At 72.0% G+C, this 14954-nt stretch carries 13 protein-coding genes; 6 read left to right on the forward strand and 7 right to left on the reverse strand.

The genetic code is table 11. The annotated features are described in order from the left end of the window. Positions 1-14: 14 nt before the first annotated feature. The 4 genes from Bra3105_RS15165 to Bra3105_RS15180 form a co-directional block, all read right to left on the reverse strand. Complete coding sequence (locus tag Bra3105_RS15165; protein ID WP_228357561.1) at positions 15-866, reverse strand: hypothetical protein; 852 nt, start codon at positions 864-866, stop codon at positions 15-17. Between the two features lie 73 nt (positions 867-939). After that, complete coding sequence (locus Bra3105_RS15170; protein WP_228357562.1) at positions 940-1698, reverse strand: hypothetical protein; 759 nt, start codon at positions 1696-1698, stop codon at positions 940-942. 16 nt (positions 1699-1714) lie between these two features. Next, positions 1715-2644 (reverse strand): hypothetical protein, encoded by a 930-nt coding sequence (locus Bra3105_RS15175; RefSeq protein ID WP_228357563.1) that lies wholly within the window; start codon positions 2642-2644, stop codon positions 1715-1717. An 83-nt stretch (positions 2645-2727) separates the two neighbouring features. Beyond that, the gene (locus Bra3105_RS15180; protein WP_228357564.1) at positions 2728-3978 is read right to left on the reverse strand and encodes a glycoside hydrolase family 3 N-terminal domain-containing protein; all 1251 of its coding nucleotides are present in this window, start codon (positions 3976-3978) and stop codon (positions 2728-2730) included. Between the two features lie 57 nt (positions 3979-4035). Between Bra3105_RS15180 and Bra3105_RS15185 the strand changes: the two genes are divergently transcribed. The 4 genes from Bra3105_RS15185 (at position 4036) to Bra3105_RS15200 (ending at position 10510) form a co-directional block, all read left to right on the forward strand. Further along, a complete protein-coding gene (locus Bra3105_RS15185; RefSeq protein WP_228357565.1) occupies positions 4036-4623 on the forward strand; it encodes a hypothetical protein in 588 nt (195 codons plus the stop codon). Next, the gene (locus Bra3105_RS15190; protein WP_228357566.1) at positions 4620-6905 is read left to right on the forward strand and encodes a prolyl oligopeptidase family serine peptidase; all 2286 of its coding nucleotides are present in this window, start codon (positions 4620-4622) and stop codon (positions 6903-6905) included. Before Bra3105_RS15185 ends, Bra3105_RS15190 begins: the two co-directional genes overlap by 4 nt. After that, complete coding sequence (locus tag Bra3105_RS15195; RefSeq protein ID WP_228357567.1) at positions 6905-8272, forward strand: alpha/beta fold hydrolase; 1368 nt, start codon at positions 6905-6907, stop codon at positions 8270-8272. Before Bra3105_RS15190 ends, Bra3105_RS15195 begins: the two co-directional genes overlap by 1 nt. Positions 8273-9010: 738 nt before the next feature. Beyond that, positions 9011-10510: an HNH endonuclease signature motif containing protein gene (locus tag Bra3105_RS15200; protein WP_228357568.1), complete on the forward strand. Its 1500-nt coding sequence runs from the start codon at positions 9011-9013 to the stop codon at positions 10508-10510. 87 nt (positions 10511-10597) lie between these two features. Here the strand turns inward: Bra3105_RS15200 and Bra3105_RS15205 are convergent, their stop codons facing one another. After that, complete coding sequence (locus tag Bra3105_RS15205) at positions 10598-12070, reverse strand: DUF2079 domain-containing protein (protein WP_228357569.1); 1473 nt, start codon at positions 12068-12070, stop codon at positions 10598-10600. 154 nt (positions 12071-12224) lie between these two features. Between Bra3105_RS15205 and Bra3105_RS15210 the strand changes: the two genes are divergently transcribed. Next, a complete protein-coding gene (locus Bra3105_RS15210) occupies positions 12225-13076 on the forward strand; it encodes an ABC transporter ATP-binding protein (protein ID WP_228357570.1) in 852 nt (283 codons plus the stop codon). Positions 13077-13124: 48 nt separating this feature from the next. On the opposite strand, the gene Bra3105_RS15215 is transcribed toward Bra3105_RS15210, so the two are convergent. Further along, positions 13125-13703, reverse strand: coding sequence for an LURP-one-related/scramblase family protein (locus Bra3105_RS15215; protein WP_228357571.1), 579 nt, complete (start codon positions 13701-13703; stop codon positions 13125-13127). 41 nt (positions 13704-13744) lie between these two features. Between Bra3105_RS15215 and Bra3105_RS15220 the strand changes: the two genes are divergently transcribed. Next, complete coding sequence (locus Bra3105_RS15220; RefSeq protein WP_228357572.1) at positions 13745-14254, forward strand: arsenic metallochaperone ArsD family protein; 510 nt, start codon at positions 13745-13747, stop codon at positions 14252-14254. Here Bra3105_RS15220 and msrA read toward each other — a convergent pair whose 3' ends face one another. Then, positions 14255-14938, reverse strand: coding sequence for a peptide-methionine (S)-S-oxide reductase MsrA (msrA, locus tag Bra3105_RS15225; protein WP_228357573.1), 684 nt, complete (start codon positions 14936-14938; stop codon positions 14255-14257). Positions 14939-14954 lie beyond the last annotated feature (16 nt).

The raw sequence follows: 14954 nt of genomic DNA on the forward strand, positions 1-14954 counted from the left end.
GCGGGCGACGCTCCTCAGAGCAGGAGGGTGCGGATCAGGAAGGCGATGATGACGAGCGCCCAGGCCACGAGTCCGGAGACCATGAGGGGCATCAGCGCCCGCTGGGGCTTGTGGAAGAAGGCGCGCACGATCTCGATCAACGCCGCCGCTGTCGTCCCGCCGGCGACCGCCACCAGCGGGACCGGTGCCACCAGCACGGCGGAGGCGCCGATCATGAGCGCCGCCGCCAGCAGCGGCACCAGGTGGGCGAGGCGGTGCAGCGTCATCGCCGCGCCCGCGCCGGCCACGATCAGACCCGCGATCGCCGCATCGGGCCCGACGACCCCCGAGTACCACGCGGAGCTCTCCGATCCCGTCACCAGATAGACGGATGCGGATCCCGCGATGCCTGAGGTGAGCGCGGTGGTCAGGAAGCCCGGGAGCCCGCGCAGCGACTCCACGACCGCCCCGCAGAGGACGAGGGCGATCACGGCGATGATCATGGTGGGCACGAGCGAGGCGCCTGCGAAGGACAGCAGTCCGGTGAGGATGCGCCACGGCTCGACGAGCGTGGCGAAGGGCGCATAGGCGAGGTGCCGGTTCAGATCGGGGCTCAGCATCTGGGCGACGCCGCCCAGGAGCAGCACGAGCGCTGCGACGATGGTGCCGATCGGCAGCGGAGGCGCCACGAGAGTGCTGTCGGCGTCGCGCAGCTCGGTCACACAGCGCGGGCAGACGTGGCCCAGTCGGGAGCTCGTGCGGCAGTCGGCGCAGATGGGGGCGTCGCATCGCCGACACAGCACGTAGCTCACCCTCCCGTCACGCCCGCAGCAGGTGGGGACGGGGGCATCCAGCGAGACGAGATCGCCGTGCTGCGTCAGAGCCATGACCTCAGGTTATCGTGCCGGGGACACCGCTCCGAGCTGTGTCCTCGTCCCGCTCCCGGCCAGCCTCGTATGCCTACACGAGCTCGAGGCTCCTGATGATCCGGTCGAGGCCATCGGCATGCTCGGGGATGTCCGCGGCGACGTCGGCGGCAAGGGCTTGGGGGCCGTCGTCGGTGGACACCACGATCGAGGTCACGATCGAGGCGCTGGTGGCCTTCAGGGGTGAGGAGTCCTCGAAGTGGTAGGTGGCCTGGACGATCCACGCGTCGTGGCCGTCGACAGTCGTCCGCTCGCTGCGGCGGTCGGTCGTGCTCGGGTTCTCGCCGAAGTCCTCGACGAGCCCGGTGGTGTTCACGTAGCACTGGAAGATCGTCACGGCCGCATCCTCATCGCCGGGGTACTTCCCTTCCGACGCCGGCCATTCGACGCTGCCTACGTTCACGGTGCTGTACCAGGTGTCCTCGACCTGGCGCGCGTACCCGTTCACGCTCGTCATGTACGGCAGGGTCCTGGTCTCCCACGGATAGTCCCACCCGTCGGGCCGCGTGAACCGGAGATGCCCCCCGCGCACCGTCGAGCCCGAGCTGTCGCTGTCGTCGCCGGAGCCCGAAGGGGTCGTGCAGTCGGCGGTGGGCTTCTGCGTGAAGAGGGCAGGGTCTGCATCCCGGGTCCCTCCGCCGATCGCCGCCCGCACCCCGAGCGTCCCGCCCACGATGAGCACGAGCACTGCGAGGAAGGAGATCGCCCCCGCGGTGACCGCGCGGCGCGACGAGGACGGGCCGGGCGGGGCCGAGGAGGACGGGGTCGAGGAGGGAGGGGACGACGGGTGCACGGGGCGGCTCCGGGGGTCAGACGACCTTGAGGCTCTTGATGATCTGGTCGAGGGCTTCGGCGTGCTCGGGGACGTCGGCGGCGACGTCGGAGGCGACGGCCTGCGGGCCGTCGTCGGAGTCGACCACGATCGCGGTGACGATCGAGGCGCTCGTGTCCTGGAGCTGCGAGGGGTCCTCGAAATGATAGGTGGCCTGCACGATCCACGCGTCGTGGCCGTCGACCGTGGTCTTCTCGCTGCGGTAGTCGGTGACGGTCGGGTTCTCGCCGAACTCGACGAGCACGCCGGCGGTGGTCGCGTAGCACTGGAAGATCGCGATCGCGGCCTTCTCGTCGCCCGGGTACTTCCCCTCCGACTCCGGCCACTCGACGCTGCCCACGTTCACAACGCTGTACCAGTTGTTCTCGACCTGACGGCCGTACCCGTTCACGTTCGTCATGTACGGCAGGGCCTGATCCGTCCACGGATACGTCCACCCGTCGGGCCGCGTGTACTCGAGGTGGCCGCCGCGGACCGTGCGCCCCGAGGTGCTGACGTCGCCGCTGGAGCCGTCGGGGATCGAGCAGTCGGTGGTCGGCTTCTGCGTGAAGATCGGCGGGGGAGGGGCGAGATCGGGATCCTTCGGATCGGGGACGTACTCGCCCTCGCCCGAGCTGCTGCGGGAGGCCGCGGCGGTCGGCGTGTGCGAGTCGTCCCCGGTCATCTGCTTGAAGACGGTCTGCGAGAGGATCAGCGCGATCACCGCGATGAGCACCACGGCGCAGACGATGACGGTGATGACGATGACGCGCGCGCGGGAGCGGCCGGTCTCGTCGGGCTTCGCGTAGGGAGCGGTGACGTCCCGGGCCTGCGCGGAGTAGTCGGGCAGGGCCTCGCGCTGCGAGGAGTCGGAGAGGTCGGGCAGGGAGGGGGCGTCGTCCTCCTCCGGTCCCGGGCTCCCCGCCATGTGTGCTCCTCACGCTGCTGTGGTCCGCCGCAGGGATTCTCCCACAGCGGCCCGTGCCCGCACCGTGTCCGCCCAGGGACGGCTCAGACCCCGTCGACGCCCCGGGACCGCTTGACGCGCAGCATGCGCGCCGCGGACTCGCGCACCCGGCGCTCGGCCTTCTCGGAGTCCTGTGCCCAGGCCGCGATCGCGTCCACGAGGTCGCCGGCGAGCGACGGGTCCGCGGTGAGCACCACGTCGCCGCCCGCCTCGAGCAGGCGGGTCGCGCGCTCGCCGAGCGGCACGTCCTGCACGGCCGCCGCGCTGCCCACGTCGTCGGAGACCACGAGCCCGTCGAAGCCCAGCCTGCCGCGCAGCACGTCCGTCACGATCGCCGAGGAGAACATGGCGGGACTGCCCGGATCCATCCGCGGGTACAGGGCGCTCGAGAGCATGACCATGTCGGCGCTGGCCTCGATGCCCGCGCGGAACGGCTCGAGGAAGGGATCCTCCGCATCCGTCGTCTCGTCGGTGATGCCCGTCGCCGAGAAGTCGGTGTTCCCGCGCACCCGGCCCAGGCCCGGGAAGTGCTTGAGCGCGGAGGCGGTGTGCTGGCCGTCCAGGGCCTCGACGGCCGCGACGACGCAGTCGGCCACCGTGTCCGGATCGGTCCCGAAGCCGCGGTCGATCTTCCCGACGGGGGCGTTCGCCCGTCCCAGCTCGGGGTCGACGGTGTCCGCGACCGGCGCGAGGGCCGCGTGCAGGCCGAGGGCGTGCAGGTCCTCGCCGATGCTCCGGTACGCCGCGGTGACGGCGTCGGTGCCCTCGGCGCCGAGGTCGGCGGCCGACGGGGTCCGCCGTGCGGCGTCCCCGCGCAGCATGCGGATCTGCCCGCCCTCCTGGTCCACGCACAGCAGCGGGGCGATGCCGTCCTCGGCCACCTCGTCGTCGACGCCCTCGACCACGGAGCGCACGGCGGCGGCGCTGTCCCAGGTCCCCAGCAGGAAGAAGCCGCCGATGCCGAGCTCGGCGGTCAGCGAGCGCTTCGGGGTCGTCCCGGCGGGGATGCCGGCGAGCACGAGCTGCGCGGCCGCCTGCTCGATCGTGAGGTCCTGGGCGTGCTGCTCCGCGGGATCGGCGGTGGGCGTCGGCGAGGCGGGGGAGGACGAGGCGGAGCCGCCGTCGGACGACGCGCCGCCGTCGGACCCGGAGCCGCCGTCGGACGCGCCCGACCCCTTCGCGCCGCCGCCGGACGAACCCCCGCCGGAGCCCCCTCCGCCGGTGCACGCGGAGAGCGCGGCGACCGGGGGGAGCAGCACGAGCGGGGGAAGCAGCAGAGCGGTGCGTCGACGCATGGCATCGAGTCTGCCACGGCCGCCCGACGCACCCCGCCCGGCCGCTACTGTGGGGCCATGACCGACGAGGACGCCCGCCCCGCGCCCCCGCGGGCGCGCGCGATCGAGAACGCCACCGGCGTGCCCTTCGACGTCTGGACCGCGCGTCTCGAGGACGCCGGCGGTCGCGGCATGGACCACGCCGCTCTGGCCCGCACGATCCACGAGCGCTGGAACATCGAGGACTGGTGGGCCCAGGGCATCGCGATCGCCTTCGAGCAGTCGATCGGCCGCCGCGACGTCGGTCAGACCAGCGCCGGCGACTTCGCCGTGAGCGCCTCGCGCACCGTGCCGAGCGCGCCCGACGCGGTGCTCGAGGCCTGGGACGCCTTCCAGGACGCCGCTCGCCGGGCGCAGCTCGGCCTCGGCGAGGCGCGGACGAGCAGCACGGAGGCCTGGCGCTACTGGCGCGTCGATGGGCCGGACGGCAGCCGCGTCAGCATGAACCTGCGCGCCAAGGACGACGGCGCCGCGGGCGGCGCGCCCCGCAGCATCCTCGCGATCGAGCACAAGGGACTCGCCGACGCCGACGCCCGCGAGGCATGGAAGACCACCTGGAAGCACGTCCTGGACGCATTCGTCGCCACTCTCGAGGAGACCCAATGACCGCATCACTGCCCAGCCCCGAGACCGGCGAGGATCCCTGGCTCTGGCTCGAGGACGTCACCGGCGAGGAGGCGCTCGCCCACGTGCGCGAACGCAACGCCCGCGCCGAGGCGGAGATCGATGCGATCGCCGACCCCCGCTCCGGAGGAGCCGCTGAAGCCGTCGACGCTGCGGCCGACGGCTCGCTCAGCGAGCACCTGCGCTCCGACATCCTCACGATCCTCGACGCGAGCGACCGCATCCCGATGGTCGTCAAGCGCGGGGAGTTCCTGTACAACGTGTGGACCGACGCCGAGCACGAGCGCGGCCTCTGGCGCCGCACCACGCTCGAGAGCTACCGCACCGACGACCCCTCATGGGACGTGCTGCTGGACGTCGACGCCCTGGGTCGCGACGAGGGCGAGAACTGGGTCTGGCACGGCGCGCAGCTGCTCCGGCCCGCGGAGGGCGAGCCGTACCGGCGGGCCCTCGTCTCCCTGTCGCGCGGCGGCTCGGACGCCGACGTCACCCGCGAGTTCGACCTCGAGGAGCGCCGCTTCGTCCCCGAGTCCGAGGGGGGATTCGTGCGGCCCGAGGCCAAGGGGGACGTGCACTGGATCGACGCGGACACCGTCTGGGTGACGACCGACTTCGGCGAGGGCACGCTCACCACCTCCGGCTACGCACGCCAGGCGCGGATCTGGTCCCGCGGCACCGCGCTCGCCGACGCCCAGCTGGTCTTCGAGGCCGACGAGCGGGACATGTCGGTCTTCGCCTCCCACGACCAGACCCCCGGCTGGGAGCGCGACTGGATCGTGCAGATGCACGCCTTCTACGACACGACGCTCAGGGTCGTCGACCGGACGGGCGGGGCCGACGGGGCTGACGCGACCGACGGCGCCGACGGGGCTGACGGGTCGGGGCCCTCGCTCACCGTCGTCCCCGTCCCGCGGGACATGGAGGCCAGCGCCCACCGCGACCTCGCGATCCTCCTCCCGCGCAGCGACTGGCAGGTTGGCGAGGACACCTTCGCGGCCGGCTCGCTCCTCGTCGCCGACGCCGACACCCTGCTCGCGAGCGCCCCGGAGGGGCCTTCGGCCTCGGACCTCCACGTGCTTTTCGAGCCCACGCCCAGCACCTCGCTCGCCGATCTCACGATCACCCGCAGCACCCTGGTGCTCACCATCCTCGAGGACGTCGTGCACCGCCTCGAGGTCCACCACCGCGCGGAGGACGGCGCCTGGGTGCGCAGCGACCTCTACCCCGAGCTCACCGGGGCGATCGACGTGCGCGCGGTCGACGCCGACGAGTCCGACGAGATCTGGGTGACCGTCACCGACTTCCTCACCCCCACGACCCTGCTGCTGGGCGACCTCGGCGAGGTCCCCGAGGGAGGCGAGCCGAGCGAGCTCGAGACCGTGAAGGCCTCGCCCGCGCGCTTCGACGCGCGCGGCCTCGAGGTCACCCAGCACTTCGCGACCAGCGAGGACGGCACCCGCGTGCCGTACTTCCAGATCGGGAGGACCGAGGCGGGCGGAGCGGAGGAGGCCGCGAACGGAGCCCCCGTCGGCCCCGCCCCGACCCTGCTCTACGGATACGGCGGCTTCGAGATCTCCATGACCCCCGCCTACCTCGGCACGATCGGCAAGGCCTGGCTGGAGCGGGGCGGCACCTACGTGGTCGCGAACATCCGCGGCGGCGGCGAGTACGGACCGGCCTGGCACCAGTCCGCCCTCAAGGAGCATCGCCACCGCGCCTACGAGGACTTCGCGGCCGTCGCGCGCGATCTCGTCGAGCGCGGCGTCACCGACCGCGACCATCTCGCCGTGCGCGGCGGCTCCAACGGCGGACTGCTCACGGGCAACATGCTCACCCGGTACCCCGAGCTGTTCGGGGCCGTCATCATCCAGGTGCCGCTGCTGGACATGAAGCGCTATTCGCACCTGCTCGCGGGAGCCTCCTGGATGGCCGAATACGGCGACCCCGACACCTCCGACTGGGAGTTCATCCGCACCTTCAGTCCCTACCACCTGCTCGTCGAGGGCACCGAGTACCCGCCCGTCTTCCTGCTCACCTCCACGCGCGACGACCGCGTGCACCCGGGCCACGCGCGCAAGATGACCGCCGCGCTCGAATCGCTCGGGGCCGACGTCCGCTCGTGGGAGAACATCGAGGGCGGCCACGGCGGCGCCGCCACGAACGAGCAGGCCGCGCGGATGAACGCGCTCATGTATGCCTTCCTGTGGGCGCGGATCGGGGCCGACGGGGGCCGGGCAGGCGCCGACGGGGGCGCTGGAGCCTGATGCGCTCGGTCCCCGAGCTCCTCCGCCGCACCGGTCAGGACGAGCTGCTCACGGTCCGCAACGACCTGATGACCGTGCAGCGGGAGATCTCGGCCGACGACCGCCGGCTGTTCCCCCTGCGCTACGCGAGGGTGAACCCGCCGCGCACCGGCCGACGCGCCGCCGCGGTGCACCGCGACCTCGCCACGCCCGTCGTGACCGTGGTGCCCGACGGGCCGGGCGGCGCCTCCGTCGTCCCCTACGACCTGCTGCGACGCTCACTCGCCTCCCGCGGGCTCGACGTGATCATGCCGGAGCACCGCGGCGTCGGCCTCTCCCGCCTCGACGCCGAGGGGCACGACCTGCCGCCCCACGCGATGGACGTCGACGAGGCCGTCGAGGACCTGCGCGCGGCTCTCGACCACGCGCTCGTGGGCCGCACCGTGCTCTACGGCTGCGGGTACGGCGCATACCTCGCGCTCGCCTTCGCCGCCCGCCACCCGGAGCGCGTGGGCGCCCTGGTGCTCGACTCCCCGCTGCTCGCGCCCGACGACGAGCTCATCTCCCAGCGCGCCTTCCGCGCGCGCTACTGGGAGGGGACGGACCTGCGCACCGACACCATCGCCAGCACTCTGCGCCGCCTCGACGACCAGGCCGTGATCGATGCCCGCCGCGCGGGTCCCGTCATCCTCGCCGTGCACGAGCACGGGGGCACCGGGGACGTCCGCGAGCTCGTGGACCAGCTCGCGGTGGGCCGCGGGCAGCTGACCTGGACGAGCGTCTGGCAGGCCCTCACCCAGGAATGGCTGCAGTCCACGCGCTACGTGAGCGAGCCCGATCTGGTCGCCCGCATCGCCCACACCCAGCTCGGCATCGGCGCCCATGCCGACGGCGGGCCCCTGGATCCTCTCCTGATCTCCGGCGAGCAGGCGCGTCAGGTGCCCTCGCCGACCGCGCGCTCCCTCGCCCCCGACCTGCGCACCCTCGCCTCCGGCGTCACCGCGCCCACGCTCGTGCTGAGCGGCGAGGACGACCTCGTGACCCCGCCGCAGATCGCCCGCGACGCCGCCGACCTCATCCCCGGCGCGCATCTGCTGAGCGTGCCCGGCACCGGCCACGGGATCCTCGACTCCCACTCGCAGCTCGCCCAGATCGCCATGTGGTGGAGCGCCGCCGGGATGGGCGGCGAGCTCCTGGAGCATCGCGAGCGCCTCGCCGCCCTCAAACCCACGCCCACCAGTCAGGTCCTCGCCCATGGCCTGCGCCTGGCTCTCGCCGCCGAGCGCTACTCGCCCTGGCGCATGCGCCTCGAGAGCGCCCGTGCGCGGCGTGCCGAGGCGCAGTTCGATCCGTCCTCGGGGAAGGCCGCGCGGGGGCCGCGGCTGTAGCCGTGGGGGAGTGACGGTCGATGGGCCGGTCGCTGGGGGTGGGGCGGCCGTGGGGAGTACGTCTGGGGTTGCCGGGGCGGTGCCAGACGCAAGACGGAACGTGGGTCCGTTGAGCCCGGAGCTCTCGATCCGGATGTCACGTGCGGCGTGCGCGCCCGTGGCCTGTGCACCGTGGCCGTCCCGTGCATGACCATGTGATTCGAGCAATCCGGGTGGTGTTGCCGTGGCGCTGGCCGGCGATCGCCGGTACCGGAGTGCGGTGATCAAGTGCCGTGGTGCCGTGGTGCCGTGCCTCCCTCCCTGCTGCCTGGCTGCTCGTCGCGCGGTGACTTCGCTCAGCATGGGGGTGGGACATTCGGGGTTTGGGGTGTGGGTGAGTGTGTTGTGTGGTGGGTAGGTTTGTGGGTAAGTGGGGGTTGTGGAGGAACGGATAAAGTTGTCCACAGATTCTCTTCGGCCTCTTGTGGTGTCCGTTTCGTCAGGTATTCTTGGGGGTATAGAACGGCAGGGCCCGCTGAGAGGAGGGGAATCGTGCTCGCGAATGGTGATGCGTTCAGTGATGGCGATGATTCCCTCGCGCCTGAACGTGGTGAGTTTGTCCCGGAATCCTCGGCCGCTGAGAGCGCTTCTGATTCTTCGGGGTCGGGGCCTGGTGCGGGTCGTCTTCCGCGGGTGGCGCGGGGTCCGCGTCCGCGGGCGCCCTTGTCGCGGGAGACTCTCGGTGAGCGGACGTTCGCGGTGGAGGGGCCGGATCTCTCGGAGGAGTTGCGGGGGATTTGGGATCTCGCGGTCCGGGAGTCGCAGCTCGCGGCCGCGTTGATGCGGCGCCTGGCGCCGTTGTGGGTGGGCCGGGACGCCGAGGGGGCGCTGGCGCATGAGGGGGATGTGGAGGATGCGCAGGCGGCGGTGGCGCTGCGCACCACGACCACTGTCGCCTATGGGCAGATCCGTGACGCCCACGAGGCACTGACGCTGTTCCCGTTGTTGTTCGCGCGGGTGGAAGCGGGGGAGTTGCCGGTCGAGTGGCTGCGCCGGGTGATCCACCGGTCCCGTGACCTGCCCGAGGATGACCGGAAGGGTCTGGATCGGGTGATGGGGGATTGGGAGTTCGGGGTGACCCCGGAGACGTTCCGCCGCCTGCTGGGCGAGTTGATCACCTGGTTCACCTCACTTCTGGACCTCTCACCGGTGGAGCGCGCCCAGCGCCGTCGTCATATCGGTGTTCCGGTGGTGGGTGCGGATGGGACGGCGTCGTTGACGGTGACGGGCCCGGTCCCGGAGATCCTCGCGTTCGCCCAGTCCCTGGATGCCGCGGCGGAGACGCTGCAATCCGCTCAGCGTCACGCCCTCGACGAGGGGCCCGAGAGTGAGGTGCCGTTCGATGAGGACGGGTCCGTGCGGGCGTCGGGGAAGACGATGACTCGCGGCCGCCTCCGCTATGAGGCGCTGCTGCGGGGTGAGGTGAACACGGACGGGCATGAGGTGCCCTCGGCGCGGTTCGCGATCCTGGTGACGATCCCGTTCCTGTCCCTGCTCGGTCGGAGTGAGGCGCCGGCCCTGTTGGAGGGGAAGCATCCGATCCCCGCGGACATGGCGCGCGAGCTCGCGGGTGGGTGTCCGGAGTGGATGCGGGTCCTGACGGATCCGGTGTCGGGTGCGTTTTTGCCGTTGCCGCCGGAGCGGTATCGACCCAGTCCGCAGATGGTGACGCATGTGCGGTTGCGGGGTCCGGAGTGTGCTGTTCCGGGGTGTGGGCGGGCGAGTTGTCGTGGTGTGGAGGTGGATCATATTGAGGAATTCGATCATGACCATCCCGGGGAAGGTGGGGTGACGGAGATCGAGAATCTTCATGTGTTGTGCTGGTCGCATCATCAGGTGAAAACCGCCCACGATATCGACCCGGTCAGACTCCGCGACGACGGGAAATCATCGGGTGGCGGAACAGATCGCGGGAATGATGGGTCGGTGAAACATGGCGGGAGTATGTCGAGTCCCGTGGACCCGGGCATTCCTGTGTCCCGCACGCTGGGTCGCACGCACTGGTCCCTGGGAGACGCGGCCGAACTGACCGTGCAGGACCAGGGTGACCTGATGACCCCGCTGATCGTCCGCGAGCTCGAGACCGCCTGGCACCAACACCTTGCCACCACCGCACACGCACCCGAGCTCCCGGTCGACGCAGACCCGTCCCGACCGTCGGCCCCGACCTCGAGAGCGACCTGCGACCCGCCCTTCTGAGGGGCTCAGCGCGAGAGGGCCCCAGGCCCAGCGCGGACCCGATACCTCGCTGGCAGCACGCCCGTGACGTCACCGGCCACGTCCCGTCTACGCCACTCCTGGCTGGCACGCGACCTCGAAGCCGTCCTGCGCATACCTGCTCTCGAACGTCGTGCCGTAGTTGCCGCTCGCCCAGCCCGCGGCGTCGCCCGGGTCCTGCCCGCCCCACGAGAACGCCTCCCGATCCACGAGCACGCAATCCGGCACGCGCGTGTTCGTGCCATGCACCCACTGCACGTCGTCCGACGGCACCACGCGAGCCATCAGCGTGATGTCCGAAGCGACCACCACATCACGGGGCACCGCAGCCAGTGCCCCTTCGGCCGCAGCCGTCCGCGGACTCGGCTCCCACGCGCTGTCCCGCGCGAGGTTCACGAGCGGCAGGGCCGAGCCGAGCATCAGCGTCACCGCCGCGCTCGCCCCGACCGCAGTCCACCGCACCAGCCCACGCGCCGGACGGGAGCCCCGGCGACGAGACGCCCGCGGCTGCGACCCGACCAGATCCCGCCGATCCCGCCCATCCCGCCGATCCCCGAGCGCGTCCAGCATCGCCGCCAGCGCGATCGGCATCAGCACCGCGTTGTAGTGCCAGTACCAGCCCCAGTAGAACTCGACGTTGCCCGCGAAGCGCCAGGCCAGCGTGGGCAGCATCGCCAGGATGAGCGGAGAGCGCGCGCCGATCACCCCCGCGGCGAGCAGCAGCATGAGCACCGTCAACCACTTCTCCGCCGGCCCCAGCACATCCAGCGGCGACCCCAGGTTCCCGCCGTAGTCGTAGTGCCCGGCAGGATTCAGCAGCGGCAGGATCACGAACGTCGACAGCACGAACCAGAGTGCGCCCCAGGCCGCGAGCGCCAGTCCTGCCCGTCGGACCCGCGGATCCCGCAGCGCGATCACCAGCCCCAGCACGACGAGGGTGAGTCCCAGGTCCTCCTTGACCAGGACCAGCGGCGCCGCCCAGGCGATCGCCGCCGGCATCCGCCCCCGCACCAGCGCGCTCAGCGAGAACGCGAGCAGCGGCACCGCGAAGGCGATCTCGTGGAACTGGACGTCGGCCGCGGCCTGCAGACCGAAGCCGAACAGGTACGCGGCCCCCGCGAGCAGTCCCGCGCCCCAGCCCAGGCGGTCGATCGCGAGGCGCGTGAGCGGCACCGCCGAGATCCCGAACAGCACGGCCTGCGTCCACAGCAGCGCGAGCGGCGAGGGCCACGCGGCCCAGATAGGACCCAGCAGCACCAGGATCGGATGGAAGTGATCGCCCAGCAGGTTGAAACCATCGCCCTTGATCGGCACGATCGGCGCGCGCAGCTCGGAGTACGCCCGTGCGAGCTGGGAGAAGATCGCCAGATCCCAGGAGCTCGCCTCGAGCCCGCGCCACTGCTGCACCCCGCGCAGCCCGTAGGCCGCGGCGCCGAGGGCGCCCAGCAGCAACGCTGCGACGAGACGCGCGGGGCGGCGCGCCGGGCGGTCACTCGGGGCGTGGGCCAGGTCGCTCGGGGCCGGGTCGGTGCTGCGGGTCACCGTGCGAGCGTAGCGGCCGACGTCGGACGCCCGCCGTGTGATCCGCGCCCGTCCGTCGGGCCCGTACAGACCATCGACTGCCCGCCCGGTTAGGCTGTCCTTCGCGCCCGTCCTCACCCGTCCGAGACCGTGCGCACGAGAGGAGGGCGACGCCATGACCGCCGCACCCGCGTCCGCCGCCGCATCCGCCGCCACGTCCGTTGCCGCACCCGTCGACGCCGACGCATCCGGTGCCGCGCCGCTGCGTGCCGTCGACGTCACCCTCGGGTACGGCGACCACACCGTGAGCAGCGGTCTGGACGTCGGGATCCCCGAGGGCTCCTTCACGGTGATCATCGGCCCGAACGCCTGCGGCAAGTCGACCCTGCTGCGCTCCCTCTCGCGCCTGCTGCACCCCACGAGCGGCTCCGTCGTGCTCGACGGCAAGGACATCCACGACTTCTCCTCGAAGCAGGTCGCCCGGCGCCTGGGGCTGCTCCCGCAGAGCTCCGTGAGCCCGCCCGGGATCACCGTCCGCGACCTCGTCGCGCGCGGCCGCTACCCGCATCGCGGTCTGCTCTCGCAGTGGTCATCGGCCGACGACGAGGCCGTCCAGCGCGCCCTCGCCGCGACCGGCACCACCGACCTCGCCCACCGACTGGTCGACGAGCTCTCCGGCGGACAGCGCCAGCGCGTGTGGATCTCGCTCGTGCTCGCCCAGGAGACCCCGCTGCTGCTGCTCGACGAGCCCACCACGTTCCTGGACATCACCCACCAGCTCGAGGTGCTGAACCTGTGCCGGGAGCTCCACGCGACGGGGGAGTACACGCTGGCCGCCGTGCTGCACGACCTCAACCTCGCCTTCCGCTTCGCGACGCACCTCATCGTCATGAAGGACGGCGAGGTCGTCGCGCAGGGCGCCCCGCAGGACGTGGTCACCGCCGACCTCATCGAGGAGGTCTACGGCATCGGCAACCTGTGCGTCGAGGACCCGGTCACCGGCCGGCCGATGATCGTCCCGACCTGAGCGGGTCCGCCGGTCGCGGACAGCCTGCGCCGGCCCCGAGGGACCGGCTCAGCCGTTGTTCGCTTGCTTCCTGCGGATCAGGTCCAGCGTGATGGTGCCGCCGATGATCGCGAGCCGCAGGTCCGCCGGCACCGACGGCTCGATGGCGAGCACGTAGCGGCTGTGCCCCAGGATGCCGCGGCCGATGCCGGCCCAGCTGCGGGAGACCGTCGCGGCGACGGCGCCCTGCATCGCGAACTGGAAGTCGAAGCCGAGCACGTTGCCCGAGAGCTCGAGCACGCGGCCGTCGGCGAGGGTGAGATCGACCTTCGTGCGCAGCATCGAGAAGCGCTTGCGCACCGCGGCGAGCGCCGCGCCGTCGGGGCTGCTCAGCTCGAAGCGGTCGAAGCCGATGCCCACCGGGTCCTGGACGTGCAGCAGCGGGCTGCCGTCGGCGTCGGACACGTCCAGCGACCTGCTGCCCGCGACCAGCCGCGAGAGCCCGCCGCCGGTCGTCGTGACATGGCCGATGGCCTGCTGTCCGGAGGCGTCGAGGATGTCGAAGTCGTTGGACATGAACCCGGTGATCTGCTGCATCACCAGGGCGTCGTGGGAGAGGAGCGTGGGGTTCGCGGCAGAGGCGTCCATGCCAGGAGTCTGCCAGGCTCGGGCCGACTACGGTGGTGGGCATGACTGACGCGGATGCCGCCGCCGAGCAGGCGCCCCTGGACATCTTCCTGCCGTCCCCGCCGCCCGACGTCGAGGCGCAGGAGGCGTTCCTCGACGAGGCCGCGGCGCTCGCGCTGGACGGTCAGCCGATCACCGTCTACCTGCAGGACGAGGACGCCTGGGCGTTCGAGGAGTGCGAGCCGGTGCGCGCGCTGCTCGATTCCGCCGGGGACGGCGTGCTGCCGGTGACGCTGCTGGGCCTGGACATCGTGGTCAGCTCCGTCTACCCGACATCGGCCCAGATGCAGCGCTTCGCCGCGGAGGGCGGGGCTCCCCGCGAGAGGCGCAGCGCCGCGGCGTCGGCCTGCGGCCCCGTCGGCGAGGGCGCCGCCCCCATGCCGCGGAAGGCCGGGGGATTCGCGGCGCAGCTGATGGGCGCCGCCCCTGCCCCGAACCTGCCGGCGGGCGGGCCGGACATCGGCCGACGCCGGAACCTCATGGGCGGGGACACCGGCGAGGGTCTGCCCTGATCAGCCCAGCGAGCAGGCCACCCCGTTGAAGCCGTGGTTGCAGTACCCGCCGGGATTCTTCGCGAGGTACTGCTGGTGCTCGGGCTCGGCCGGGTAGTACCGGCCGTTCCCGGCATCGGCGAGCGGCAGCAGCTCGGTGGTGATCGTCCCGCGCCCGGCGGCGTCCAGCGCCTGCTGGTAGCTGCGGGCGGAGTCCTGCACGATCTCGCCCTGGTGGGGCGTGGTCCAGTAGACGGCCGAGCGGTACTCGGTGCCCACGTCGTTGCCCTGGCGCATGGCCGTGGTCGGGTCGTGCTGCTGCCAGAACTCCTCGAGCAGGCGGCGCAGCACGGCGTCGCGCTCCTCCTGCGTCGCGCCCTCGTAGACGACGCGCACGGCCTCGGTGTGACCGGTCTTCGCGGAGAAGACCTCCTCGTAGGTGGGGTGCGGCGTGTACCCGCCGGCGTAGCCGGACGAGGTCGTCCAGACCCCGGGGATCTGCCAGGCGATGCGCTCGATGCCCCAGAAGCAGCCGCCCGCGAGGATGATCTCCTCGGCATCGGGCGGGGTGTCGAGCATGTCGGTGCCGAGCACGGCGTGCTCGCGGGCGAGCGGGTAGGGGGAGCGATCGCGGCCGGGCAGGGCGTCCTCGGGGGCGACCATGTCCTTCTTGTGGGCGTTCAGCATGTCCATGATCTGCCACATGCGCGCCACGCTACGC

This window comes from Brachybacterium halotolerans subsp. kimchii (genome assembly GCF_020792675.1).
GTDB classification, from domain to species: domain Bacteria; phylum Actinomycetota; class Actinomycetes; order Actinomycetales; family Dermabacteraceae; genus Brachybacterium; species Brachybacterium halotolerans.

Excerpts from the sequence above, each read along its gene's own strand:
- Bra3105_RS15215 (WP_228357571.1), bottom strand. The coding sequence starts at position 13,703 with ATGGACGCCTCTGCCGCGAACCCCACGCTCCTCTCCCACGACGCCCTG.
- Bra3105_RS15195 (WP_228357567.1), top strand. The coding sequence starts at position 6,905 with ATGCGCTCGGTCCCCGAGCTCCTCCGCCGCACCGGTCAGGACGAGCTG.
- Bra3105_RS15190 (WP_228357566.1), top strand. The coding sequence starts at position 4,620 with ATGACCGCATCACTGCCCAGCCCCGAGACCGGCGAGGATCCCTGGCTC.
- Bra3105_RS15165 (WP_228357561.1), bottom strand. The coding sequence starts at position 866 with ATGGCTCTGACGCAGCACGGCGATCTCGTCTCGCTGGATGCCCCCGTC.
- Bra3105_RS15210 (WP_228357570.1), top strand. The coding sequence starts at position 12,225 with ATGACCGCCGCACCCGCGTCCGCCGCCGCATCCGCCGCCACGTCCGTT.
- Bra3105_RS15220 (WP_228357572.1), top strand. The coding sequence starts at position 13,745 with ATGACTGACGCGGATGCCGCCGCCGAGCAGGCGCCCCTGGACATCTTC.
- Bra3105_RS15175 (WP_228357563.1), bottom strand. The coding sequence starts at position 2,644 with ATGGCGGGGAGCCCGGGACCGGAGGAGGACGACGCCCCCTCCCTGCCC.
- msrA (WP_228357573.1), bottom strand. The coding sequence starts at position 14,938 with ATGTGGCAGATCATGGACATGCTGAACGCCCACAAGAAGGACATGGTC.
- Bra3105_RS15180 (WP_228357564.1), bottom strand. The coding sequence starts at position 3,978 with ATGCGTCGACGCACCGCTCTGCTGCTTCCCCCGCTCGTGCTGCTCCCC.
- Bra3105_RS15185 (WP_228357565.1), top strand. The coding sequence starts at position 4,036 with ATGACCGACGAGGACGCCCGCCCCGCGCCCCCGCGGGCGCGCGCGATC.